Source organism: Bradyrhizobium sp. Crot121 (assembly GCF_059512385.1).
Genome location: NZ_JCAMOR010000003.1, coordinates 24,351 through 48,219, shown reverse-complemented (window position 1 = coordinate 48,219; position 23,869 = coordinate 24,351). Strand labels below are relative to the sequence as shown.

Annotated in this window: 24 protein-coding genes; 8 read left to right on the top strand and 16 right to left on the bottom strand. The window is 64.0% G+C overall.

The window, feature by feature from the left end:
• Window positions 1-95 precede the first annotated feature (95 nt).
• The gene (locus tag AC5ZGW_RS04370; protein ID WP_130227365.1) at window positions 96-314 is read left to right on the top strand and encodes a hypothetical protein; all 219 of its coding nucleotides are present in this window, start codon (window positions 96-98) and stop codon (window positions 312-314) included.
• Between the two features lie 361 nt (window positions 315-675).
• Here AC5ZGW_RS04370 and AC5ZGW_RS04365 read toward each other — a convergent pair whose 3' ends face one another.
• Both AC5ZGW_RS04365 and pdxH read right to left on the bottom strand, forming a co-directional pair.
• Complete coding sequence (locus AC5ZGW_RS04365; protein ID WP_028168287.1) at window positions 676-1,428, bottom strand: SDR family NAD(P)-dependent oxidoreductase; 753 nt, start codon at window positions 1,426-1,428, stop codon at window positions 676-678.
• 117 nt (window positions 1,429-1,545) lie between these two features.
• Entirely contained in the window at window positions 1,546-2,187 is a 642-nt protein-coding gene (gene pdxH / locus AC5ZGW_RS04360; protein WP_130227364.1) for a pyridoxamine 5'-phosphate oxidase, read from the bottom strand.
• Window positions 2,188-2,310: 123 nt separating this feature from the next.
• Here pdxH and AC5ZGW_RS04355 point away from each other — a divergent pair, with 123 nt between their 5' ends.
• Both AC5ZGW_RS04355 and AC5ZGW_RS04350 read left to right on the top strand, forming a co-directional pair.
• Window positions 2,311-2,715, top strand: a complete 405-nt coding sequence (locus AC5ZGW_RS04355; protein ID WP_130227363.1) for an RT0821/Lpp0805 family surface protein — start codon at window positions 2,311-2,313, stop codon at window positions 2,713-2,715.
• Window positions 2,716-2,821: 106 nt separating this feature from the next.
• Window positions 2,822-3,796 carry a DnaJ C-terminal domain-containing protein gene (locus tag AC5ZGW_RS04350; RefSeq protein WP_028168290.1) on the top strand — a complete coding sequence of 325 codons (975 nt, stop codon included), beginning with the start codon at window positions 2,822-2,824 and terminating at the stop codon, window positions 3,794-3,796.
• A 391-nt stretch (window positions 3,797-4,187) separates the two neighbouring features.
• Here the strand turns inward: AC5ZGW_RS04350 and AC5ZGW_RS04345 are convergent, their stop codons facing one another.
• On the bottom strand, window positions 4,188-4,961 hold the full coding sequence (locus AC5ZGW_RS04345) for an anti-sigma factor family protein (protein ID WP_130227362.1): 774 nt from the start codon (window positions 4,959-4,961) through the stop codon (window positions 4,188-4,190).
• Between the two features lie 76 nt (window positions 4,962-5,037).
• Window positions 5,038-5,529, bottom strand: coding sequence for a sigma-70 family RNA polymerase sigma factor (locus AC5ZGW_RS04340; RefSeq protein WP_028168292.1), 492 nt, complete (start codon window positions 5,527-5,529; stop codon window positions 5,038-5,040).
• A gap of 184 nt (window positions 5,530-5,713) precedes the next feature.
• On the opposite strand from AC5ZGW_RS04340, the gene fabI reads away from it, so the two are divergent.
• From fabI to AC5ZGW_RS04320, 4 genes are all read left to right on the top strand, one after another.
• Complete coding sequence (gene fabI, locus AC5ZGW_RS04335; protein ID WP_130227361.1) at window positions 5,714-6,532, top strand: enoyl-ACP reductase FabI; 819 nt, start codon at window positions 5,714-5,716, stop codon at window positions 6,530-6,532.
• A gap of 11 nt (window positions 6,533-6,543) precedes the next feature.
• Window positions 6,544-7,143: a histidine phosphatase family protein gene (locus tag AC5ZGW_RS04330; RefSeq protein WP_130227384.1), complete on the top strand. Its 600-nt coding sequence runs from the start codon at window positions 6,544-6,546 to the stop codon at window positions 7,141-7,143.
• A gap of 187 nt (window positions 7,144-7,330) precedes the next feature.
• Window positions 7,331-8,416: a chorismate synthase gene (gene aroC, locus AC5ZGW_RS04325; RefSeq protein WP_130227360.1), complete on the top strand. Its 1,086-nt coding sequence runs from the start codon at window positions 7,331-7,333 to the stop codon at window positions 8,414-8,416.
• Window positions 8,417-8,439: 23 nt separating this feature from the next.
• Window positions 8,440-9,621, top strand: a complete 1,182-nt coding sequence (locus AC5ZGW_RS04320; protein WP_496113868.1) for an adenylate/guanylate cyclase domain-containing protein — start codon at window positions 8,440-8,442, stop codon at window positions 9,619-9,621.
• 15 nt (window positions 9,622-9,636) lie between these two features.
• On the opposite strand, the gene AC5ZGW_RS04315 is transcribed toward AC5ZGW_RS04320, so the two are convergent.
• Both AC5ZGW_RS04315 and clpS read right to left on the bottom strand, forming a co-directional pair.
• The gene (locus AC5ZGW_RS04315) at window positions 9,637-10,395 is read right to left on the bottom strand and encodes a hypothetical protein (RefSeq protein ID WP_207231064.1); all 759 of its coding nucleotides are present in this window, start codon (window positions 10,393-10,395) and stop codon (window positions 9,637-9,639) included.
• Between the two features lie 99 nt (window positions 10,396-10,494).
• The gene (gene clpS / locus AC5ZGW_RS04310) at window positions 10,495-10,800 is read right to left on the bottom strand and encodes an ATP-dependent Clp protease adapter ClpS (RefSeq protein WP_028168298.1); all 306 of its coding nucleotides are present in this window, start codon (window positions 10,798-10,800) and stop codon (window positions 10,495-10,497) included.
• A gap of 267 nt (window positions 10,801-11,067) precedes the next feature.
• On the opposite strand from clpS, the gene AC5ZGW_RS04305 reads away from it, so the two are divergent.
• Window positions 11,068-11,919: a DUF1194 domain-containing protein gene (locus AC5ZGW_RS04305; protein WP_130227358.1), complete on the top strand. Its 852-nt coding sequence runs from the start codon at window positions 11,068-11,070 to the stop codon at window positions 11,917-11,919.
• Between the two features lie 191 nt (window positions 11,920-12,110).
• Here the strand turns inward: AC5ZGW_RS04305 and AC5ZGW_RS04300 are convergent, their stop codons facing one another.
• The 10 genes from AC5ZGW_RS04300 to AC5ZGW_RS04255 form a co-directional block, all read right to left on the bottom strand.
• Window positions 12,111-13,205: an Acg family FMN-binding oxidoreductase gene (locus tag AC5ZGW_RS04300; protein ID WP_130227357.1), complete on the bottom strand. Its 1,095-nt coding sequence runs from the start codon at window positions 13,203-13,205 to the stop codon at window positions 12,111-12,113.
• Window positions 13,206-13,520: 315 nt separating this feature from the next.
• Entirely contained in the window at window positions 13,521-14,765 is a 1,245-nt protein-coding gene (locus AC5ZGW_RS04295; protein WP_130227719.1) for a class I SAM-dependent RNA methyltransferase, read from the bottom strand.
• Window positions 14,758-15,510, bottom strand: coding sequence for a TlyA family RNA methyltransferase (locus tag AC5ZGW_RS04290; protein ID WP_130227720.1), 753 nt, complete (start codon window positions 15,508-15,510; stop codon window positions 14,758-14,760). Before AC5ZGW_RS04290 ends, AC5ZGW_RS04295 begins: the two co-directional genes overlap by 8 nt.
• Window positions 15,507-16,076: a nucleoside 2-deoxyribosyltransferase gene (locus AC5ZGW_RS04285; protein WP_130227721.1), complete on the bottom strand. Its 570-nt coding sequence runs from the start codon at window positions 16,074-16,076 to the stop codon at window positions 15,507-15,509. The genes AC5ZGW_RS04290 and AC5ZGW_RS04285 overlap by 4 nt, the downstream gene beginning before the upstream one ends.
• A 26-nt stretch (window positions 16,077-16,102) precedes the next feature.
• Window positions 16,103-18,028: a 1-deoxy-D-xylulose-5-phosphate synthase gene (dxs, locus tag AC5ZGW_RS04280; RefSeq protein ID WP_130227722.1), complete on the bottom strand. Its 1,926-nt coding sequence runs from the start codon at window positions 18,026-18,028 to the stop codon at window positions 16,103-16,105.
• Between the two features lie 357 nt (window positions 18,029-18,385).
• Window positions 18,386-19,684, bottom strand: coding sequence for an SGNH/GDSL hydrolase family protein (locus AC5ZGW_RS04275; protein ID WP_130227723.1), 1,299 nt, complete (start codon window positions 19,682-19,684; stop codon window positions 18,386-18,388).
• Window positions 19,685-19,862: 178 nt separating this feature from the next.
• Complete coding sequence (locus AC5ZGW_RS04270) at window positions 19,863-20,132, bottom strand: exodeoxyribonuclease VII small subunit (RefSeq protein ID WP_130227724.1); 270 nt, start codon at window positions 20,130-20,132, stop codon at window positions 19,863-19,865.
• A gap of 88 nt (window positions 20,133-20,220) precedes the next feature.
• On the bottom strand, window positions 20,221-21,147 hold the full coding sequence (locus tag AC5ZGW_RS04265) for a histone deacetylase family protein (RefSeq protein ID WP_130227725.1): 927 nt from the start codon (window positions 21,145-21,147) through the stop codon (window positions 20,221-20,223).
• Window positions 21,148-21,345: 198 nt separating this feature from the next.
• Window positions 21,346-23,010: a bifunctional metallophosphatase/5'-nucleotidase gene (locus AC5ZGW_RS04260; protein ID WP_130227726.1), complete on the bottom strand. Its 1,665-nt coding sequence runs from the start codon at window positions 23,008-23,010 to the stop codon at window positions 21,346-21,348.
• A gap of 46 nt (window positions 23,011-23,056) precedes the next feature.
• The gene (locus AC5ZGW_RS04255) at window positions 23,057-23,818 is read right to left on the bottom strand and encodes an enoyl-CoA hydratase-related protein (RefSeq protein ID WP_130227744.1); all 762 of its coding nucleotides are present in this window, start codon (window positions 23,816-23,818) and stop codon (window positions 23,057-23,059) included.
• Between the last annotated feature and the right edge of the window lie 51 nt (window positions 23,819-23,869).

Below are 23,869 nucleotides of genomic sequence, written 5' to 3'. Positions count from 1 at the left end.
CCTCCGCGAATCCTCCGCTAAAATTTGAGTGTTGCACTGAACGTTTGAGCGAAACTTTGCTGCGATAACCCCCGCCTCAAGCCGGAGGGACAGCAATGGTTGAGAAGATCATAACGCCACGGCGTAACATCATCGACTTCGCGCGCTATCAGCAGGACCGCATGGTTGGAAGGATGCAGGCGATATCGCCGCGCACCTGCCGTCACTGCGGCGCAGCCCTGCTCGATGGCGAAAACGAAGACGAGTGCTCGAGCGCCTACAACACCAGCGCGCAGCGAGTGGTTGAGAAGCCGCGGAAGTTCTACGCGGATTGACGGCCAGGACGGCCGCTTAACGAGTGCAAGCAAAGCAATCCAGAGGTCGACGGCGGAAACGGTCTGGATTGCTTCGTGCTCCTCGTTTGTTACGCACGATCCGATAAATTGGAAATCGCAGCCGTGGTCGCTCGCCCGCGAACAGGCGACGGTATACGTGGAGAGAACCCCTCACCCGAATGAGCCTGTGGTGATGGCGGAGCTGCCCTCTCCCACAAGGGGCGAGGGCACATCAACTGGCGTCGGCAAGGCGTTCTTCCCTTCTCCCCTTGTGGGAGAAGGTGGCGCGAAGCGCCGGATGAGGGGTTGTCTCCACGGGCGACAGTGTCTCTGGAGAGAGCCGTCAACTCAGCAATCTGTCCTACACGTGCTGGCCACCATTGATGTGGATCTCGGCGCCGTTCACGTAGGAACTGGTTTCCGTGCACAGGACGTAGATGATCTTGGCAACTTCGTCTGGAGTGCCCAGGCGATGCATCGGGATCTGCTGCTCGACGATCTTCTCGGTGCCCGGCGACAGGATCGAGGTGTCGATCTCGCCCGGCGCGATCGAGTTGACGCGGACGCCGACGCGGCCGAAATCGGACGCCATCTCGCGCGTCAGCGCCGCGAGCGCCGCTTTCGAGGTGGCATAGGCCGCGCCCGCGAACGGATGCACGCGGGAGCCCGCGATCGAAGTGACGTTCACCACCGCACCCTTGGCGGTCTTCAATTCGTTGATCAGCCCGCGCGCCAGCATGATCGGCGCGAAGAAGTTGACGCGGAAGACATGCAGCCAGGTGTCGATATCGGTGTCCATGGTACCGAGCCGCGTGCCGCCCGGCCCCTTGGGCGAGATCGCCGCATTGTTGACGAGCGCGTGCAGCTCGTCGTTCTCCAGCCGTCTGCGGATTTCCGAGATTGCGCGCACGGTGTCGTCATGGTCGCCGAAATCGACCTCGATGTGATCCTCGGGTCCGGCGCCCCAGGGGCAAACTTCCGGAAAGGCGTGCCGCGAGCAGGTGATGACGCGCCAGCCGGCCGAGGAAAACCGGATCGCGGTAGCATGGCCGATGCCGCGGCTGGCGCCGGTCAGGAGCAGCGTGCGTCGCGGCGCGTTGGAATGGTTCGGCATTGGACGGTTCTCTCGTTCTTCGTCATGCCGGCCTCGTGCCGGGCATCCACGTGTTCGGACTGGCTCGAAACTGAGACGTGGACGGCCGGGACAAGCCCGGCCATGACGGTCTGAGTCTTACGGATAAAGCCTTACTTTGGTCCAGGCTTGGCCTGGGCCCTCGCGCCGGAATTCGATGCGGTCGTGCAGGCGGTAGGGGCGGTCGTGCCAGAACTCGATGCTGACAGGGCTGATGCGCCAGCCGCTCCACCCCTGAGGGCGCGGCACCTCGCCGATCACATATTTCGCGGCGACCTTCGCGATCGCCTGCTCGAAGGCGAAACGGCTCTCCAACGGCTGCGACTGCTTGCTGGCCCAGGCGCCAAGCTGCGCCTGCTTCGGGCGCGTCGCGAAATAGTCGTCGGCCTCGGCGTCGCTCACCGGCGACACGTTGCCGCGGATGCGCACCTGCCGGCGCAAGGATTTCCAGTGGAATAGTAAAGCGGCCTTAGGATTTGCGGCGAGTTCGCGGCCTTTGGCGCTGGCGACGTGGCTGTAGAACACGAAGCCATCAGCGTCATAGCCTTTCATCAGCACCATCCGCACGTCCGGCAGCCCGTCGGGATCGACGGTTGCGAGCGCCATCGCGTTGGGATCGTTCGGCTCGGACTTGGTTGCTTCGGCAAACCATTCGGCGAACAGCGCAAATGGTTCTTCCGCAGCGGTAAAATCACCCGATGTTAACGGTGTAGGGTGTTTGATGGAGGTCGTGTCTGTCATGTCAGGAGTCCAGCGTTGCGTCCGTCGGCCTCAGAGCGCGCGTTACTCGCCCTATATAGGACGTCCTTATATAGGGCATGGGGACGCGTTGGCCTATCGGCGATCCGACCGGCGGGGACGGTGATGACATTGGTTCTAATCGGCCTAGGGGCGGGCGGCTGCGCCCTGTCGCGCGGCGACAGTTTTGCCCGGCTGGACGACAGGGACTTGACGGGGTCGCTCGGCGCGCCCCACGTAAGGTCATCGGCGCCGACCGACAGCGACCTTGCCTTTGCCCGCAACGCCGCCTCCGACGTGCTGACCAAGGGCGACAAGGATTCCAGCCAGGCCTGGGAAAATCCCGAGACCGGTGCGCGCGGCTCGGTGACGCCGTTGTCGCAGGCTTACGCCGCCGAGGACGGTCGGACTTGCCGGGATTTCCTGGCAAGCTATGTCAACGGCCGGACCGAGAGCTGGCTGCAGGGTGCCGGCTGCAAGGCCGGACGCGGGAGGTGGGAGATCCATAGCCTGAAACCTTGGAAATCCTGAACGCCAAAGCAGTTGCAAAAATGCCACGGCGTCCCCAAGTGACACCAAAGTGGGGCGACAAGCCCGAAAATTTCAGGTCTGATTTTCCGTGAAGGAGACGTGACGGATGCGCGACCCCTATGAGGTCTTGGGGGTGCCGCGGGGCGCCAGCGCTGCCGCGATCAAAAGCGCCTATCGCAAGCTCGCCAAGAAGCATCATCCCGACAGCAACAAGAACGATCCGAAGGCTGCCGAGCGTTTCGCCGAGATCAACTCGGCCAACGAGATCGTTGGCGACGAGGAGAAGCGCAAGCAGTTTGACCGCGGCGAGATCGACGCCGAGGGCAAGCCGCGTTTCCAGGGCTTCCCCGGCGGAGGCTTTGGCGGCGGCGATGCGCGCGGCCGTGCCGGTCCGGGCGGGTTCGAAACCTATACGTTCCGCAGCGGCTCTGGCGGCGGCATGGAAGGCGGCGGTGCAGGCGGCTTCGAGGACATCCTCAACAGCATGTTCGGCGCCGGTGCGCGTGCGCGCAGGGGCGGCGGCACCCAGTTTGAATTCGATACCGGCGGCGTCGGGCTCGACCTCGACCAGAGCGTCGCCATGACGGTGTCGCTGGAGGAGGCGGTGAACGGCGCCGAGAAGCGCGTCCGCCTGCCGACCGGCAAGGAACTCAATGTCAAGATTCCTGCCGGCGTCAGCTCCGGCCAGCAGATCCGGCTGAAGGGGCAGGGCGAGACGGCGCCCGGCCATCGTCCGGGCGATCTCCTGATCACAGTGACGATCGCGCCGCATTCCTTCTTCAAGGTCGACGGCAACGATCTCAGGGTCGAGCTGCCGATCACGCTGTACGAGGCGGTGCTGGGCGGCAAGGTCCGCGTGCCGACGCTTGGCGGCGCGGTCGAATTGTCGATCCCCAAGAACACCTCGAGCGGGCGGACGTTTCGGCTGAAGGGCAAGGGACTGCCGAAGTCGGGCGGCGCGGGCGACCTCTACGTCACCACTCGCATCATCCTGCCTGATGGGAACGATGCTGAGCTGGAAGCATTGATGCAGAAGTGGCGCGACCAGCATCCTTACAATCCCCGCAGCGATCTTGGCTGAGGGTGCGGCCTCGAGAGGGGGACCAGCGCAATACCAAACCCCAATCGAGGCCGCGAGCGCTGATCGGCGGATCGAGCGCTGCGCGATAACGCGGGCACATCCGGTGCGATTCTGAGACGCGCCGATGTCCTTATTCCAGATTTTCGATGACGGAATTGGGACATCGGGCAAGTGTGGCCATTGCGTCACGAACGTCCGCGAAATGCGGGCGTTTTCGCAAAACCCGGTATTGCCCGGTCTTTCGAATCGCTGTGCGCGAACTACATAACCTCGTGCGACGGCGCCTCGCGCTGTCGTAGCCCTCCTTGGGCGTTTCCTCCCTAGACTTGGGCCGCTTGCTGTCGCAGGTGGCCCTTTTTTCTCAGCGGTGGCCGGGGATGATCGTGCCGACTCAACCGCCGGTCTTTTCCATCTGGTCGTAGACGGCTTGCGCGATCTGGGTCAGGCGGTTGCGATCGCTGCCGCCTGAGACGACGTAGCCGACGCCGCGGTCGGCCCAGAACAGCGCGCCCTCATTGCCGTGCGTGGCGTACCGCATTTGCGTGGTCTCCGCCTGCGCCTTGGAGGCGTAGACCGTGAAGCGCTCGCCGGAGGCGCTTTCATACATCAGGAAAGAAGCCGGCCGCCCGGTCGGGCCAGGCAGCAGCCGGCCGCCAACCAGCTTCAATCCCGCCGCCGACAGCTCCGGCGCGCGCACGTCCCAGCCGCAGCGCTTGGTCAGCCAGGCCTGCAGATGGGCGCGCTCATCGCCGGGCACCTCGACCGGATGGCGGACCTCGACCACATAGAGCCGGTGCGCGTCCATCGCATCGAGCGTGAAGCTCTGCAGCGGCGAGGGCTTGGCCGCCGCGCCATGCGCGATCCAGCCGACGCCGCCGCCGGCGATGAATGCCACCAGCGCCGCCGCAATGGCGCCATAGACCAACTTGCGCGGCTGGCGCACCAATTGCTCGATCTCGAGCCGCTTCGGCACCGCCTCGTCTGCGACCGAATCGTAGCGCGCGTGCAGCACGTCGGCCATGGCGAGCCACGACCGCACCCGTTCGGCGTCATCGGGGTGCGCTGCCAGCCACGCCGCGACGTCGCCGCGGCGCTCCGCCGGCAATTCGTTGTCGACATAGGCGTGCAGCTCGTCCTCGGTGACGGGAATCCTGGGGTTGGTCATCGCAGTCGTCTCTGTCTAATTCTCAACAATCCAAATCGCCTCAACCTGATGTCATGGCTATGCACAACGCCTGCCATCATTTCACCCGCCTCAGCGTCGTCGCCCGTTCGCCTTCGAGGAAGGCTTTAACGTGGGCGCGAGCGCGCGCAAGCCGGGACATCACGGTGCCGATCGGCACGCCCTGGATGTCGGCGACTTCGCGGTAACTCAATCCTTCCAGCATCACCAGAAGCAGCGCCGCGCGCTGCTCTTCCACCAGCGTCGCCAGCGCGCGCGCAATGTCGCGGCCTTCGGCCTCGGTGCCGCTGGCGTCCGGATTGTTGTCCAGCAGCGGCATGAATTGCGGCCGCCGCGCCAGCGAGCGGCGGCGGTTCTTGTTGAGGTTGGTCAGGATCGTATAGAGCCAGCTCCGCACGTCGCCGCCGAGGAACAGCCGCTCGGAACGCAGCGCCCGCACCAAGGTGTCCTGCACCAAATCGTCGGCGATATCGGCATCGCGCGCCAGCGCCCGCGCGTAACGGCGCAGCGCCGGGATCATGGCTTCAACACTCTGCCGGAACGCGGTCATGACACCGGATCTTCATCCTGCTTCAGCTCGGACGCCTTGCCTAACATAACACCCGAATGACGTGGCTATTCCGTCGATCGCGACGGGGCCAAATCAGCGTTAACAGGAGGCGGATTTGGACTGTACCGCGGTGGAGCGCTGGTGTACCTGCGAATACCAAATGCAACGCGAGAATGGACAGCGGATGGCACAGAAATCGGGTCTGATGCAGGGCAAGCGCGGCGTGATCCTTGGCGTCGCCAATAACCGCTCGATCGCCTGGGGGATCGCCAAAGCCTGCCACGATGCCGGCGCCGAGATCGCGCTCACCTGGCAGGGCGATGCCCTGAAGAAGCGGGTCGAGCCCTTGGCGAAGGAATTGAACGCGCTCCTGCTCGGCCATTGCGACGTCACCGACGCTGCGACCATCGACGCGGCGTTCGACGTCATCAGGGAGAAGTGGGGCAAGATCGACTTCGTCGTGCATGCGATCGCCTTCTCCGACAAGGACCAGCTCGACGGCCGCTACATCGAGACCACAGCGGAGAATTTTTCCAAGTCGATGCTGATCAGCTGCTACTCGCTGACCGCGATCGCGCAGCGGGCCGAGAAGCTGATGACCGACGGCGGCTCGATCATCACGCTGACCTATTATGGCGCCGAGAAGTGGATGCCGCATTACAACGTGATGGGGGTCGCGAAAGCGGCGCTGGAAGCGAGCGTGCGCTATCTGGCCGCCGATCTTGGCGAGAAGAACATCCGCGTCAACGCGATCTCGGCAGGTCCGATCAAGACGCTCGCGGCCTCCGGCATCGGCGATTTCCGCTACATTCTGAAGTGGAACGAGTACAACGCTCCAATGCGGCGCACGGTCACGATCGAGGAGGTCGGCGACAGCGCGCTTTATCTGTTGTCCGATCTTTCCCGCGGTGTCACCGGCGAGGTGCATCACGTCGATTCCGGCTATCACATTGTCGGCATGAAGCGTCCCGATGCGCCCGACATTTCGCTCGCCAAGGAATAGCTGCTGCATCGATAGCAATGCCAACAATCTACTACATCCGCCATGGCGAGACGGCATGGAACGCGGAAGGCCGGCTGCAGGGCACCCTGGATATTCCGCTGAACGATCGTGGGCGCGCCCAAGCGTCCCATGCCGGCCATGTGCTAGCCGACCTTCTCACGCGCGACGGATATGACAGGGCAACGCTGCCCTACGTCTCGAGCCCGCTCGGACGGGCGCGCCAGACTATGGAGCTGGCGCGTCGCGCGCTGGAATTGCCGCCTGGCGACTATTCGCTCGACGACCGGTTGCGCGAGATCGGCTACGGCGTCTGGGAAGGCTCGACGCTGGCGCAGATGCAACTCGCCGATCCCGAGCTCTACGCCAAGCGCCAGACCGCGAAATGGACGATGGCGCCGGAGGGCGGCGAGACCTACGCCGCGGTGCAGCTGCGGGTGCGCGACTGGTACGACTCGCTCCTGGGCGACACCGTCACCGTGGCCCATGGCGGCACCTGCCGCGCCCTGATGGTGTCGCTCGGCATCGAAACCCCTGATAGCGCCGCGGACCTCTACATCGAGCAGGGCGCCGTCTATGTGTTTCGCGATGGCGGGCTGGTGAAGTATAGTTAAGAACCGCGCTCCGCCGTCATGGCCGGGCTTGTCCCGGCCATCCACGTCTTGGCGGCGCGGAACGAAGCGCGTGGATGCCCGGGACAAGCCCGGGCATGACGACCGAAGTTTGACGCTGTCGACTGCGCGCGTTACGACATGCTGACAGTCAACATTGCATTACAACGCACAAGGCGGCGATCACCGGATGTCTCACAACACCTTCGGCCATTTGTTCCGCGTCACGACCTTCGGCGAGAGCCATGGGGTGGCGATCGGCTGCGTGGTCGATGGCTGTCCGCCGCTGATCCCGCTGACGGTCGAGGAGATCCAGCACGATCTCGACCGACGCCGGCCGGGCCAGTCCCGCTTCACCACCCAGCGCCAGGAACCGGATGCGGTGAAGATCCTGTCCGGCGTGATGGCGCATCCGGAGACCGGCGTGCAGGTGACGACGGGCACGCCGATCGGCCTCCTGATCGAGAACACCGACCAGCGCTCGAAGGACTATTCCGAGATCAAGGACAAGTTCCGCCCCGGCCATGCCGACTTCACCTATGAGGCCAAATACGGCCTGCGCGATTACCGCGGTGGCGGCCGCTCCTCGGCGCGTGAGACCGCGACCCGGGTTGCCGCCGGCGCGATTGCGCGAAAAATCCTGCCGGACATCAAGATCCGCGGCGCGCTGGTGCAGATGGGCCCGCACAAGATCGATCGCGATAAGTGGGATTGGGACGAGATTGGCCGCAATCCGTTCTTCTGCCCGGACCAGGACAAGGCGGCGTTCTTCGAAGATTATCTCGATGGCATCAGGAAGAAGGGCTCCTCGATCGGCGCGGTGATCGAGGTCGTGGCCGAGGGCGTGCCGCCCGGGCTCGGCGCGCCGATCTACGCCAAGCTCGATAGCGAGTTGGCGGCTGCGATGATGACCATCAATGCGGTGAAGGGCGTCGAGATCGGCGCCGGGTTCGGCGCGGCCGAATTGTCGGGCGAGGAGAACGCCGACGAGATGCGCACCGGCAATAACGGCGTGCGTTTCCTGTCCAACAATGCCGGCGGCATCCTCGGCGGCATCTCCACCGGCCAGCCGGTGGTGGTGCGCTTCGCCGTGAAGCCGACCTCCTCGATCCTGTCGCCGCGGCTGACCGTGGACCGCAGCGGCGCCGAGACCGATATCATGACCAAGGGGCGCCACGACCCCTGCGTCGGCATCCGCGCCGTGCCGGTGGGCGAGGCGATGATGGCCTGCGTGCTCGCCGATCATTTCCTGCGGCACCGGGGACAGGTTGGATAGAATCTGACAGCACAGAGGCCGTGATGCAGATCGACATCAGGGGGATCGCGGACTGGCTGATCGACGGCGCAAGGTCGACCCCTGTTGTCACCGACATGGTCTCCGAACTGTGCGGGCGCCTGGTTGCGGCCGGCATCCCGCTGTGGCGGGTCGGATTCTTCATCCGGACGCTGCACCCAGAAATCTATGGGCGCAATTTCATCTGGAAGCCCGGCGAGCCTGTCGTCGTCGGCTCGGTTGACTACGACATCAAGCAAACGCCGGAGTTCATCGCAAGCCCGCTTGCGATCGTTTTTGGCGAGGTCAGGGAGGTGCGGTGCCGCACCGACGATCCCGAAAGCCGGCGATTTCCCTTCCTCGACGACATGCGCGCGGAAGGCGTGACCGACTATGTGGCCATACCGCTACGCTTCATCGATGGCTTCACGCATGCCTCCAGTTGGACCACCAAGCAGGCGGGCGGTTTCACCGACGAGCAGCTCGCCGCACTGCGATCGGTGCTGCCGGCGTTGACGCGTCTCATCGAGGTGATCGGCCTTCGCCGCGTCGCTGCGACCTTGCTCGACACTTATGTCGGCAATCGCGCGGGCACGCGCATCCTCGATGGTCAGATCCGGCGCGGGCACGGCGAGACCATGCACGCGGCGATCTGGCTGTCGGACTTGCGTGGCTTCACCGCACTATCGGATCGACTTCCGGCCGAAACCGTCGTCGACATGCTCAACCGCTATTTCGACTGCCAGGTCGCCTCGATCCGTGCCCATGATGGCGAGGTGCTGAAATACATGGGCGATGGACTGCTCGCGGTTTTTCCGATCGATGAGTATGTCGGGGATGCGCAACAGGTCTGTTCGCGCGTGTTGGAAGCCGCGCAGGACATGCGGGCCAGCGTCGAGGCGCTGCGGTATCCGGTCGGCGACGTCGTCGAGCGTTTCCGTTTCGGCGTTGCGCTGCACGTCGGAACAATTCTCTATGGCAATATCGGCGGCGGCAACCGGCTCGACTTCACCTGCATTGGCCGAGCGGTGAATCTTGCCGCGCGACTGGAGAAGATCGCCGGCCGACTTGGCCGCACGGTCGTGGCCTCCGAAGGCTTTGCCGGCATCTGCCGCGGCGGCTGGGATGATCTCGGCGAATTTCCGATCGCAGGTTTTTCAAAGGCCCAGCGCGTCTATGGCCTGATGGGCGAGGCGTCTGCGAGCTGAATTCCGCGGCGACCCCTAGTCGTGGACATAGGACTGCTTCAGGCCGTAGGTCAGGATCAACAGTGTCACCCACAACTGCAGCATTGCGAAGCTGAAGATGAATACGAAATAGACGAGATTCTTGACGAACTGACTGGACGTGGAGGTCTGCCAGAAAACCACAATCGCACTGCGGACCAAGCCCTGGCCAAAGCTCAGACCTAGATTGACCACCCCAAGAGCTATCACGGCGGCCCCCAGCCAGAACCACCGCCTTGCAAGCTCGCCAGCGGCTTCGAAGAATGCCACCCGACCGCCGTTTTGCTCGGCACCGACAACCATCAGAAGTGTCACGGCGCCGACTGCGGCGCTCCAGAATTTTCCTATGACGGTGAACTGATCGAAGGCCATGCCGTCGATTCCCGCCAGCATATGGGGCGCCAGGGATCCGTAGCCGGCCGCCGCAAGCGCGGCTGCTGCCGCGATCATCAACAGCGCGATCCGACACGCGATCGCGAGCGACAATTTGAATTGCTCCGCGATCCCAAGCTCGCCGAGGCTGCTTTGGCCACCGGTCATCTCGATGCAGCGTTGAGCTGCTACGAGAACGGCGTGAATGACGGCAAGGTTGGCGATGATGATTGCAGGCAGAGCAACTCCGCCGCCGCCGAAGGCAATGACCCGCATCGCCGCGGCCAGTATCAGCCATGGCAGCGCGAGAATAACAAATCGATACGGCCCGAACGAGATGTCCGGAAGGGAGGCCTGCCGTTGCTTGCGGAATGCGGCCGTCATGAACGCGATCATGCCGGCAAAAACTGAACCGTCGGTCGCACCGGCAGCTAAAATTGGCAGGAAATCCGGTTACCAGAACCTTTCGGGTATCGTCGCGGCCTATTCCTCTGGCTCGGTCGTAAACAGCAGCGGATAGCCCTTGGCGCGGCCGGCGTCGGTGGCGCGGGTCGCCTTTGTCTCGGCGACGTCCTTGGTGAAGACCGCAACCACGCAGACGCCGCGCTGGTGTGCGGTGAGCATCACCTTATAGGCTTGGTCCTCGGTCATGCGGAATTCCGCCTTCAGCACGGTGACGACGAATTCGCGCGGCGTGTAATCGTCGTTGATCAGGATGACCTTGTGCAGGCGCGGCCGTTCTACCTTGGTCTTGACCTTGGTTTTGGGGGTGGTGACGGTGTCGCTCATGGTGCGGCACTTCCTGCTGCTCTGCGAACCCGAAATAATATCGCCTTCCCGGCGATCCCGGAACCGGGGGTTTTTGCACGGGCTCCTTGCAGGAGCGGGATAATCGCGGGCAAGCGACAAAACCTCGCCAAAATCGCGGCGAGTACAAGGCGAGACTAGCAGAGCTGGACGGAAGGCTAACCTGAATGTGAAGGACAAATGATGTTCGCCCTTTGCGCCGCGCAGTTTGCGTGTCACCATTGTTGACGTTCGACGGGAGGGCAGCTCATGCGCTGGTATGTCTCGATCGGGGTTGTGCTTGTCGCCGGCTGGCTCGTCGGCGGCGACGGGGCCGGCATCGCCGCGCCGGGGCCGGGCAACCAGGGCACCCGCCAGGTGGTGGAGAAGGACGCGAACCCCACCGTCGATGTCGAACTGATACTTGCCGTCGACGTCTCCTATTCCATGGACATGGACGAACTCGCGATCCAGCGCGAGGGCTACGCGCAGGCAATCGTATCGAAGGAGTTCCTGCAGGCACTCAAGGCCGGTCCGAACGGCAAGATCTCGGTGACCTATTTCGAATGGGCCGCTTCCTCTGATCAGAAGATCATCATTCCCTGGCGGCTGATCGACGGCCCGGAAACGGCCGACGCTGTTGCCGCCGAGATCATGAAGACGCCGATCCGCCGGGCGTCGCGGACCTCGATCTCGGGTGCGATCAATTTTGCGGTGCCGCTGTTCGACGAAGATCCCTATCGCGGCCTCAGGCGTGTGATCGACATTTCCGGCGACGGTCCCAACAATAACGGCGCACCGGTCTCGACCGCGCGCGACGCGGCGCTGGAGAAGGGCATCGTCATCAACGGCCTGCCGATCATGGTGAAGGAGCCGTCTTATTCCACCATGGATATCGACAATCTCGATCAGTATTACGAGGACTGCGTGATCGGCGGTCCAGGCTCCTTCGTGGTGACGATCAAGGAGCGCGAGAAGTTCAAGGAAGCGATCCGCACCAAGCTCCTGATGGAGGTCGCGGGCCACACGCCGGAGCGCAAGATCGTGCCGGTGGCCGAAAAGGAGCCGCGCGTGAGCTGCATGATCGGGGAAAAGATCTGGCAGGACAGGTGGGGAAGGTAGCGTCCTTTCCTTCTCCCCTTGTGGGAGAAGGTGGCGCGCATGCAATGCGCGCCGAGGGGTTCTCTCCACGAGCGACCGTCCTCGTGGAGGCAACCCCTCACCCAAGCGATTTCGTCGCCAGCAGTGGAGGAGCCCTCTCCCACAAGGGGCGAGGGCACATCAACCGGCACCTCCAAACCGGCAGGCGTCCGCTACGACACCTCGCGCATCACCTGTTCCGGTGCCCGGCGCAGCGAGTTCGGCAGAGCGGGCCCTGTGCCGAAGCGCATGATGATGTCCGGGCGCCGACCGCCAAGATCCAGGAACGAGGCGAATTGCGAGCGGATCGCGGGCACCTCGACCGGTTGGTTGACGAACGCATATTTCAGTCCAAGCGCGGTCGCCTGCAGTCCGAAACGCTGGCAGGCGCGGCCGACTGCGATCCAGTGGGCCTTGTCGCCGGCATCAGATGCAAGGACGACGACACCCGCCGAGCTTGCGATCTGCTCGCGATACTTCTTGTTCTCTGCCTCTTCGGTGAGGAAGAAGCTGAGAAGCGGCCGGGCAATCCAGGCGGGCAGCGCGGGATTTCCAGAGCAGCGCGAGAACAATCCGTCCATCTTCGCCATGGCGTCGGCTTCGCTGAAGCGCAGCCAGCGTCGCAGTTCGTCGATGAACGCCTTGTCGCGCATCTGTGCCGAGTTAGCCTGAACAACGTAGTCGGCGACGTCCAGGATCCCGGCCCGGTCGCTTATCATGATGGCCGAGACGCCAGGCTCCCGACATGCGCTCTCCAGCAAGCGCAGCGTCTCGGGTGAAGCGGGCTTGCCGTCATAGATCGTGCGGGTGCTCTGGCGAACCGCGATCGCCTCGGCGAGCGGCGAGCTCAAGGAGCGGGCTGCTTCCAGATCAATCACGATCCGGTCGCCCTCGACAACCGCATTCGCCTTCAGCCCGAGCATCGACGCTGCCAGCACGAGGTTTTCCGCGGCACATCCCAGACTGACGAAGAGATGGTGGTCGTCCGGATCGACCGCGGGACATCTGCGCGTGTAGTCCGGCGTGATGACGATCCTGTCGGCGCTCGCGGTGAAGGTCCAGGGCTGAGTGTTGTGGCTGTTGGCCGCGAGGCTGGCAAAGCGCACCAGTTCTCGGTTTCGCGGCGTGGACCGCAACGGCGCTCTGACGATGCCGGCCGCCTCCTCATACGTCATTGCTGCTGCTCCTGCCTGCGACGACAAGCCTATGATCGCCGCCGCGCCAAGCCCAAGCGCGGTTCCGAACATCTGTCGTCTATCGATGAGCATCGACCGCTTCCAACCAAGTTTTGCACGGAAGCAGTTAGCGCAAGCGGGAGCCGGAGCCGTTGATCAAGGTCAAAGCCTGTCGTCTTACTACGCGCTCGAAGACGCCGCGGCATCCTTCCCTTCTCCCCTTGTGGGAGAAGGTGGCGCGGACGAAGTCCGCGACGGATGAGGGGTTCTCTCCACGGACTCCTGTGCTCGTGGAGAGAACCCCTCACCCTAGTGAGTTCGCTGCTGGCGACTGAGCAGCCCTCTCCCACAAGGGGCGAGGGCACATCAACTGGCACCGCCAAGCGTGATGCTATTTGGCTACGGCGGTCAGCGCTTGCGCGTAAATCGCGCCACCAGCTCGACGTGCGGTGTGTGGCGGAACTGGTCGACAGGTGTGACGCCTTCGATCCTGTAGCCACCGTCGATCAGGATCTTGGCATCGCGGGCGAAGGTCGCTGCGTTGCAGGACACCGCCACGACGGTGGGCACCTTGCTTGCGGCAAGCTGGGTTGCCTGCGCCTGCGCGCCCTGGCGTGGCGGATCGAACACGACTGCGTCGTAGTCGCGCAATTCCTGCGGCACCAGCGGGCGGCGGAACAGGTCGCGTGGCTCGGCTTTGACCGGCTTCAAGCCCGCCGTCGAGGTCGCGGCCTTCTGCAGGCTCGTGACAGCGCCGGCGTCGCTATCGAAGGCGGCGACCCGCGATTTCATGGCGAGGCGCAGGGCGAACGGGCCGACGCCGCAGAAGAGATCGGCGACGTGCTTGGCGCGCTGGCAGTGATCGCTGACGAGCCGCGCCAGCGTCTCTTCGCCGGCGATGGTCGCTTGCAGGAACGAGCCCGGCGGCAGGATCACCTGGGCCGTCCCGATCATCACCGCGGGAGGCGCGCGCACCAGTACCAACTCGCCATGCCGCGTCAGCCGCGCCAGGCGATGCTGTTCGGCGATGCGCGACAGGGCCGCAATCATCGCCGAGGGCAGGGCGCCCGAGCCGCGGACGTCGACGTCGAGGCCATTGAGGGTTGCAGTCACCTGGATGTCGAGCGGCTTGCCCATCGCTATCAACGGCTCGGCGATCGCCCACGCGGCGTCGAGCGCGCCGCTGAGACCCGGATCGAGGATCGGACAACGATCGACGGGGATGATGTCGTGGGAACTTGCTGCGGCGAAGCCGACCTTGAGCACCTCATGCGTGCCCATCCGCGCGTGAAGCGTGATGCGGCGGCGCCCGAGGCCGTGGGCGTCGATCAGCGGGGCGACCTCGGCCGCAACCTTGGCCTGCGCCAGCGCCTCGACGACGAGCTCGCGCTTCCAGGCCTGGTAGCTTTCATGATCCCAATGCTGGATCGCGCAGCCGCCGCAGACGCCGAAATGCGGGCAGAACGGCGCGATGCGTTCGGGACTGGCACGCTCGACCTGAAGCAGCCGGCGCCGGTCGGGATGGCCGGGAACGCTAGCCGCCTCGATCGTCTCGCCGGCGAGCGCATAAGGCACATAGATCGTCTGGCCGTTCTCCATCGCGACGCCGTCGCCGCGATGGCCGACATGGTCGATCATCAGCCGTTCAGCCACGGCGCGCGCCGAGGAAGAATTCGATGTTGCCGTCGCCGCCGGTGATCGGGGACGGAAAGACCTGGATATCGGTGCAGCCCTGGGCAGCGGCAAAGGCCGCGATGTCGTCGCAGATTTCCTGATGCACCATCGCGTTGCGGATGATGCCATGCTTCAAATGCTTTCGCTGCGCCTCGAATTGCGGCTTGATCAGCGCGAGCAGGTGCATCGGCGCTGCCGCGAGCGACAGCGCGACCGGCAACACCAACTTCAGCGAGATGAAGCTGACGTCGATGACGACGACGTCCGGCCGCGCCGGCAGGCGCTTGCCCTCGAACGAGCGGATATCGGTCTCTTCCATCGACACGACCCTGGGATGGCCCTGCAGCGAAGGATGCAATTGGCCGTGCCCGACGTCGATGGCAAACACCAGGCTGGCGCCATTGGCGAGCAGCACCTCGGTGAAGCCGCCGGTCGAGGCGCCGACGTCGAGGCAGACGTGACCTTCGATGTCTACAGGATATTGTTCCAGTGCGCCGGCCAGCTTCACGCCGCCGCGCGAGACATAGGGGTGCGCGGGTTCCGCCGACAGCGTCGCGTCAGGCGCAAGCATATCGGAGGGTTTACCGACCTGTTTGCCATCGGCGATCACGAGCCCGGCTTCGATCGCGGCGCGCGCCCGCGCCCGGCTCTCGAACAGGCCGCGCTCAACCAGCAGCACATCCGCGCGCTTGCGCGGGGCATGCGCGCTTTCGCTTTTCTTCATCGGCTTCGACCCGTCTTTCGCCCGTGGTCTGCGGCAAGGCGGACGCAGGCCTCGAAGCAGGCGAGGTCGTGCCAGATATCCGCAGGTGCAGCCTTCGGCGTCACGAGCGGGCAGCCGTGCAGGTCGAGGGCGTGCATCATCATCAGATTGTCGGGCAAGCCAAACTCTTCCACAGTGAGGCCGTGTCCATCGGCAAGGCGGCCGTCGGGCAACGTCGTCACTTCATATAGGCGCGCAACGCGAGTTGCATATGACGCGGGGTCGTTCGAATAGCCCAAGCACAATTTGCCGCGCCCCGCCATGTAGCCGAGCTCATAGACGGTGCCTGCGTCGGCACTGGGGCCACGAAACGCCGTCAAATTGGCGATGACGGCATCGGCTGCCTCCATCATCGCCTCGTTGCCCTTGAAGATGATGAGGGAAGCGTCTAGCGCCGACAGATCGACCGCGTTGTCGAGCGGATAGAGGCCACTTAAGCCGTGACGCGCGCAAAGCTCGGCCTTGCGCCGTCCGATCTCGATTGCATCCGGCAGGAACACGTCGGGACCTGCCAGATAGATCTTCATCGCGGAATCCGCAGGCAAGCCTGAGGTCAGGCGAGCTTGACGGTCTCGGTCTTGAAATCCTTGCCGAGGGTCTCGAACACCTTGGCGACGATGCTCTTGGCGTCGAGGCCTGCCTGCGCATACATCGCCGCCGGCGTGTCGTGATCGAGGAACACGTCGGGCAGCACCATCGAACGCATGCGCAGACCGCCGTCGAGCATGCCGTGCTCGGCGAGGAGCTGCATCACATGCGAGCCGAAACCGCCGATCGAGCCTTCCTCGATGGCGATCAGGATTTCGTGGTCGCGCGCGAGCTTCAGGATCATCTCTTCGTCGAGCGGCTTCATGAAGCGCGCATCTGCGATCGTGGCGGAGAGGCCATGCGCCGCCAGCTCGTCGGCGGCCTTCTCGCATTCGGCGAGGCGGGTGCCGAAGGAGAGCAGGGCGACCTTCTTGCCTTGGCGGATGATGCGGCCCTTGCCGATCTCAAGGGGGATGCCGACTTCGGGCATCTCGACGCCGCGGCCTTCGCCGCGCGGATAGCGCACCGCGCTCGGGCGGTCGTTGATCGCCACCTGCGTTGCGACCATGTGCACGAGCTCCGCTTCGTCAGAGGCCGCCATGATGACGAAGTTCGGCAGGCAGCCGAGATAGGCGTTGTCGAACGAGCCGGCATGGGTGGCGCCGTCGGCGCCGACCAGGCCGGCGCGGTCGATCGCGAAGCGGACCGGCAGGCTCTGGATCGCGACGTCATGGACCACCTGGTCATAGCCGCGCTGCAGGAAGGTCGAGTAGATCGCGCAGAACGGCTTGTAGCCCTCGGCGGCAAGGCCGGCCGCGAAGGTCACGGCATGCTGCTCGGCGATGCCGACGTCAAACGTGCGGTTCGGGAACGCCTTGTTGAAGATGTCGATGCCGGTGCCGGACGGCATCGCGGCGGTGATGCCAACGATCTTGTCGTCCTTCTGGGCTTCCTTGACGAGGCTCTGACCGAACACGTTCTGGTAGGCCGGCGCATTCGGCTTGGCCTTGGTCTGGGTGCCGGTGGCGACGTCGAACTTGACCACGGCATGATACTTGTCGGCGGAGGCTTCTGCCGGGCCGTAGCCCTTACCCTTCTGCGTCACGACGTGGACCAGGATCGGGCCGGTATCCATGTCGCGGACGTTCTTCAGGACCGGCAGCAGGTGGTCGAGGTTATGGCCGTCGATCGGACCGACATAATAGAAGCCGAGTTCCTCGAACAGCGTGCCACCGTCCATCATGAAGCCGCGGGAATATTCTTCGACGCGGTTGGCGCGGTTGGCCAGCACCTTCGGCAGATGCTTGTTGATCTGCTTTGCCGCCTCGCGCAGCGAGCGGTAGGTCTTGCCCGAATAGAGCCGCGACAGATAGGCGCTCATCGCACCGACCGGCGGGGCGATCGACATGTCGTTGTCATTCAGGATCACGATCAGGCGCGAATTCATGGCGCCGGCATTGTTCATCGCCTCATAGGCCATGCCTGCCGACATCGCGCCGTCGCCGATCACGGCGATCACGTTGTTGGTGCCGCCGGAGAGATCGCGCGCCACCGCCATGCCGAGCCCCGCGGAGATCGAGGTCGAGGAATGGGCGGCGCCGAACGGATCGTAGTCGCTCTCGCTGCGCTTGGTGAATCCGGACAGGCCGCCGCCGGTCCGGAGCGTGCGGATGCGGTCGCGCCGGCCGGTCAGGATCTTGTGCGGATAGGCCTGGTGGCCCACGTCCCAGATCAGCCGGTCGCGCGGGGTGTCGAAGACATAGTGGATCGCGGTGGTCAGCTCGACCACGCCGAGCCCGGCGCCGAAGTGGCCGCCCGTCACGGAAACCGCGTCGATGGTTTCCTGCCGAAGCTCATCGGCGACCTGCCGTACCTGCTCCACCTTGAGCCGGCGCAGGTCGTCGGGCGTGCGGATTGTGTCGAGAAGCGGCGTCTTACTGTATGTGGTCACAGCGATATTCCAGTTCTTGAGGTCAGGGCCAGCGGCCCGACCGGAGATGGGGGCGCATCGATTGCGCCGTGAGAGTCCAGACGCCAGTTGCCGCCTTGGCAGGCCGGCGCCTGATTTGAAAGCCTAGATGCACTCCGGATCGAACCACGTGATATGCATCACGCTGGTAACTGCACCCGTCCCGGTCATTTTTTTCAGCCCTTTAAGAGGTATCCGCTGCCGCCAAATCTGCGGCAAGCTGCCCCCAAACAGCCATAGAACGGCAAGCTTTACACCAAAGCCGACGGCAAAGCCAAGCCGCCCAGCGGCTGGGTTCCCGGGGGAGCCCAAGCGGGGGAATTGAAAAGTCTAGGGTTTTTAACCGTGCCGGCGGGCGGAAGGTTCCCGCGCAAGCAAATTCCCGCCAGGCGTTGCCTCCGCGCCGCACATCTCGATCTGGCGCCAGGCCTGCTCGCGGGCAGCCGGATTGCCGGTCGCAACCTCCAGGGCAGCCTCCGGAAACGCCATCCGCTCCTTCAGCGGCACCGGACCGCACACGATCATGAAAAAATCGTAAGGATGCGGGCGTTGATTGGCCATCACGAACTGAAAATGCACCCGGAAGAACTGCCAGCGGAAGGTATTATAGTGCTCCGGCTTCACGATGTCGCGGAAGCGGACCGGCACAATGGTCGGATTGCGCCTGGTCTCGCCGAGTTCGATGCCGTGGCTCGAGATCGGATCGAACTGGTAGAAGTTCATCACGTCCTTGCGGGCCTGGCAGTCGATCCATTCAATCGAGGGTTCCAGGGCCAATTGCCGCAAATGGTCGCGAAAATCCTGCGATACCTTGTGAAAGCCGACAATCGGAAGATTGCCGCCAATGGTGAACAGCACCACGCGAGGGCCGTGGCGGCCCAATGACGGGTCGAGCCTCAGCGCCCGCGCCAGGATCTCGGTCCCTAAGAACGATCCCGAGCTGTGGCCGACCAGCACGATCTCGTCGGCATCGCTGCTGCGCGCGATGTTGACGAGGTGCCGTGCAAAACGGTCGATGCGCTCGTCCCACTCCGGACGCCGTCGATGCGAGAACTCCCAGGTCCAGATCGTGTCCGACAGGAGATAGAGCACGTAAGTGTTGTTCTCAGTGTATTTCAGCATGGTGCCGAGCACGGCCACGAAGATCGCGGTTGCCGCGGCAACACTGAAGAGATCGGGGACGCGGATCGCACTAAGCCCCTTTTCGAACACGAACGCGACTGCCGCAGCGCACAACGCTTCCAGCAGCAGCACGACGTGCGGATAGGTGATGAACGCCGTGAAACGCCAGTTCGCCCGCGTGAACCGGGCGATCGTGCCGGTGAAGACCAGCCCCCAATAGATCCAGAGGGCATGAAACACGGTACGCCAGATCGGCGCGGCGAGGTCGCGCTGGATGAAATCCTCGAACCGCAGGAAATCGTAGGACGTGCGGGTCTGCCAGTCGGCCGCCTTGGTCTCGATGGTCCAGGACGCGATCTCGTCGTCGTCGGCAACCTTCGGCCGGCTCATGGTGGCCGATAACTGGTAGAGACGGCTGAATTTCCGCAGTTCGGTCCTGAACATGCGGTAGTATTGCGCAAGGCCGCGCGGATCGTATCCCTGGATATAAATGATATGGCGGTGCCGAACGCGCACTTACTGTCCCCAGATGAGATCGGGACTATAGCAGCCAGCGCGATGCGCCAAGAGCTATTTCGGCCGACTCTGGGGAAGACCGGCAGATTCGCCTGAACCTGCTGCACGGTTGCGACGCCACGTCGCGGTTAGATCATGATCCGATCAGACGGCATCGATCCGTTTCTCGGATCATGCTCTATTGCACGTCGAGCGGCTCGGTTGCCGTGGCTTGGCCGCTGGCGTCGGTCGTGATCTTGTCGACGCGCGCTTCGGCCTGCCGCAGCAGTTCCTCGCAGCGGCGCTTCAGCGCCTCGCCGCGTTCATAAATCGCGACCGATTCCTCAAGTGGCACCTTGCCGTCCTCAAGCCGTTTGACGATCGATTCAAGTTCCTCCATCGCACGTTCGAAGGAGAGCTTCTTGACGTCGACCTTGTTGTTTTCGACTTGAGTGGTGTTTTCTGCCATTTACTCGCGTTCCCATTCGCGTTTTTCGGCTGCGCCGTTCCCAGTGCAGAATCAAAGCAATTCTCTGCGGAAGTAATGTGGCGCCGATTTACACGCCCATCAATGCGGTGACATGCGCGGCCACCGACTCTTTCAATCCCTGCAGATCATAGCCGCCTTCGAGCACGGAAACCACCCGTCCGCCGGCGTGCCGATCGGCGAGATCCAGAAGCTTGTGCGTCACCCAGCCGAAGTCGTCGGCCCTCAGGTTGAGCGAGGCGAGCGGATCGCGGTAATGCGCATCGAAGCCGGCGGAGATGATGACGAGCTCGGGGCCGAATTTTTCCAATTGCGGCAGGATCAAATTGTCGAACGCCGAGCGGAATTGCGCACCGCCATCTTCGGGCGCGAGCGGTGCGTTGACGATGGTGTCGTGCTCGCCCCGCTCGCCGCGACCGCCGGTGCCCGGAAACAGCGGCATCTGGTGCGTCGAGCAATACATCACGGTCGGATCGGCCCAGAAGATATCCTGGGTGCCGTTGCCATGATGAACATCGAAATCAACCACGGCGACGCGGCCGATGCCGAACTTGCGCTGGGCGTGGCGCGCGGCAATCGCGGCATTGTCGAAGAAGCAGAAGCCCATGGGACGGCTGGCTTCGGCGTGGTGGCCGGGCGGCCGAACCGCGACGAAAGCATTCGGATGCTCGCCCGACATCACCGCATCGGTAGCCGCAACGGCGCCGCCGACGCCGCGCATCACCGCTTCCCAGGTGCCCGGCGACATCGAGGTGTCGCCATCGATGTAAACCAGGCCGGAGGTCGGAGCGATGTGGCGGAGCTCGCCGACATAAAGCTCGCCATGGCAGAGCATGACGGAATCGAGGCCGCCTTCCGGCGCTTCACCGCGTGCGAGCGGTGCGAACCGCTCTTCACCGAGCACCTCGGCGACCGCACGCAACCGGTCGGGGCGTTCGGGGTGGCCTGATGGTGTCAGGTGGTCGAGGCAGGCGGAATGCGTCAGAAGAAGGGTCATGCAGGTTTCCAGCGCATTCGCTGCGCGTTCTTGCGAGTAAGCCTCTATTTAGGCGCTTGGCGCCCACCGCGAAAGCCCTCTGTGGCTTTCGTAGCCCGGGTGGAGCGCAGCGCAACCCGGGAAACCCGTGCGATTTGCCGTGTGCTGATCGAAGATCCCGGGTTGCGCTTCGCTCCACCCGGGCTACGGGCCTGTGGGTCAGTTGATCCGCTGGATCCGGTTGCCGGGCGCGGGCCCAACCGGGCTGTTCGCCTGGAAATAGGCCTGGAGCGCATCGACATCATAGGGGCCGGTCAGCGGCGCCTGACCTTCTTTCAGGACCGTGAAGCCATCGCCGCCGAGCGACAGGAAATTGTTGACCGTCACCCGATAGGTCGCGGCGGGGTCGATCGGGACGCCGTTCAGCGTCATCTTCTCGGCGATGATGCGCTCGCCGTCACTCTTGTTCGCATCCCAGGCGTAAGCGAACCCCTTCGACACCTGCAGGATCCGCGGACGCTTCGGGTCAAGCCATTGTTGCTCGAGCGTGTCCTTGATCTGCTTGCCGGTGAGCGTCAGCGTGATGAGCTGGTTGCGGAACGGCTGGCTCGAGAAGAGGTCGGCATAGGTGACGGCGCCGTCCTCTCTCCGCGCAATATCGGTGCGGACGCCGCCCGGATTGGTGAAGGCGATCACGGCGCCGCCTTTTTCCGGCGCCGTCGTCGCGGCGAGCTGGGCGTCAGCAATGATGTCACCGAGCGCGCTTTCGCCTGCCTGGTTCGGCACGCGCGACAGCGTTTCCGTGACCGAGCCTGCCGGACGGTTGGCAATCGGTGCGGCCAGCCGGTCATAGGCCTCGATCAGCGCGGTCTGGCTCGCGTCCTTGGCCAGCGTCTGGCTGCGGACGATGGTGTTCTCGGCCTTGGCGCTGATCACGTCGCGGGTCTTGGGATCGAGTTTGAGATCGATCGCGGTGACGAGCGTGCCGTATTTGTCGCCGGAAGTGACGAGCCGGCCGTCGATGTCGCAGACATAGGCCTGGTGGGTGTGGCCGGAGATCACGACGTCGACCGCGCGATCAAACCTCTTCACGATGTCGACGATCGGGCCGGAGATGGAGGGGCATTCGTTGTAGTCGCCGGTCGGCAGGCCGCCTTCATGGATCAGGACCACGATCGCCTCGACGCCGCGCGCCTTCAGTTCCGGAACGAGCGCATTCACCGTCTCGGCTTCATCGCGGAATTCGAGGCCGGCGGCGCTCGCCGGCGAGATGATGTTCGGCGTGCCCCTCAGCGTCAGCCCGATGAACGCGACCGGGATGCCCTCGAATTGCCTGATCTCGTAGGGCGGAAACACGGTCTTGCCGGAGGCCTTCTCGAAGGTGCTCGCGGCGAGATAGTGGAATTTGGCGCCGGGGAAGGGATGAGGACCGCGGCACTTCTCGGTCGGATGGCAGCCGCCGTTCTGCATCCGCCGCAGTTCGTCCATGCCCTCGTCGAATTCGTGGTTGCCGACGGAGGCGACCTCGAGCCCCATCATCGACAGCGACTCGATGGTCGGCTCGTCATGGAACATCGCCGACAAAAACGGGCTCGCGCCGATCAGGTCGCCGGCGGCGATGAAGATCGTGTTCTTGTGTCCCTCGCGGAGCTGCCGCACCAACGTCGCCATGTGCTCGGCGCCGCCGGCGGGCACGACGATCTTCTTCGCTTTGTCGTCGGGATCGCTGATCCGGATGCCGCCCGGCGGCGGCCGCAAATAGCCGTGGAAATCGTTGATCGCGAGGATGCGCAGATCGACGGGCGAGGCGGTTTGGGCCTGGCAAGGTGCGAGGGCAAATCCAGCCATCAGCGCCAGCGCTGCAAGGATGTGATGGGTTCTCATGGGGTGAATATGGAGAGGCGCGGCAACGATTTTGCGACGTTCCGGTTCAATTTTGCTTGCGCGCAAAGAATGCCTTGAAGGCAGAGACTGCTTCCTTGGAGCGCATCCGCTCGCTGAACAGATGAGCCTCCTGGTCGATGCGCCGGGTCATGTCCTCCGGCGGGAGTTTGATCAGTTTGCGGGCGATTGCGACCGCGTCGGCCGGCAGCGCGCAGATCTCGCGCGCCACTTTCCGCGCTTCCGTTTCGGTATGGCCCGGAGCCACTACCGCGTTGACGAAGCCGGCGATTCGGGCGTCGTGGGCGTCCATGGTGCGGCCCATCACCAGCATCTCGAAGGCGCGCTGGTGTCCCATCGTGCGCGGCATCAACAGGCTCGAGGCGCCCTCGGGCACCAGCCCCAGATGGATGAACGGCGTCGAGAAGGTCGCCGTGCTGCTGGCGAGCACGTAGTCGCAGTGGAACAGCATGGTGGTGCCGATGCCGATCGCGACTCCGTCGACGGCGGCGATGATCGGCTTCACGTTGTGCGCCAGCGAGTAGAGGAACTTGACCGCGGCGGCGGTGCGCACCGCGTCGGGATTGGCAGTGGCCTGCTTCAGGAAATCCTCGACATCGTGGCCCCCGGTGAACACGCCGGAGCCGCCGGTGATGATGAGGCAACGGATATTCGGATTGTTCTGCGCGGTGTCGATCGCATCGCTCATCGCGCGATACATCTCCTCGGTGATCGCGTTCTTCTTCTCGGGCCGACGCATCGTGATCACGCGCGTTGCGGCTTCGTCTGATACGATGAGGTGCCCGGTCATCAAGCGGTCCCTTGCGGAGGCGGCGCCATTGCCGCCGGCGAACACCTCGCT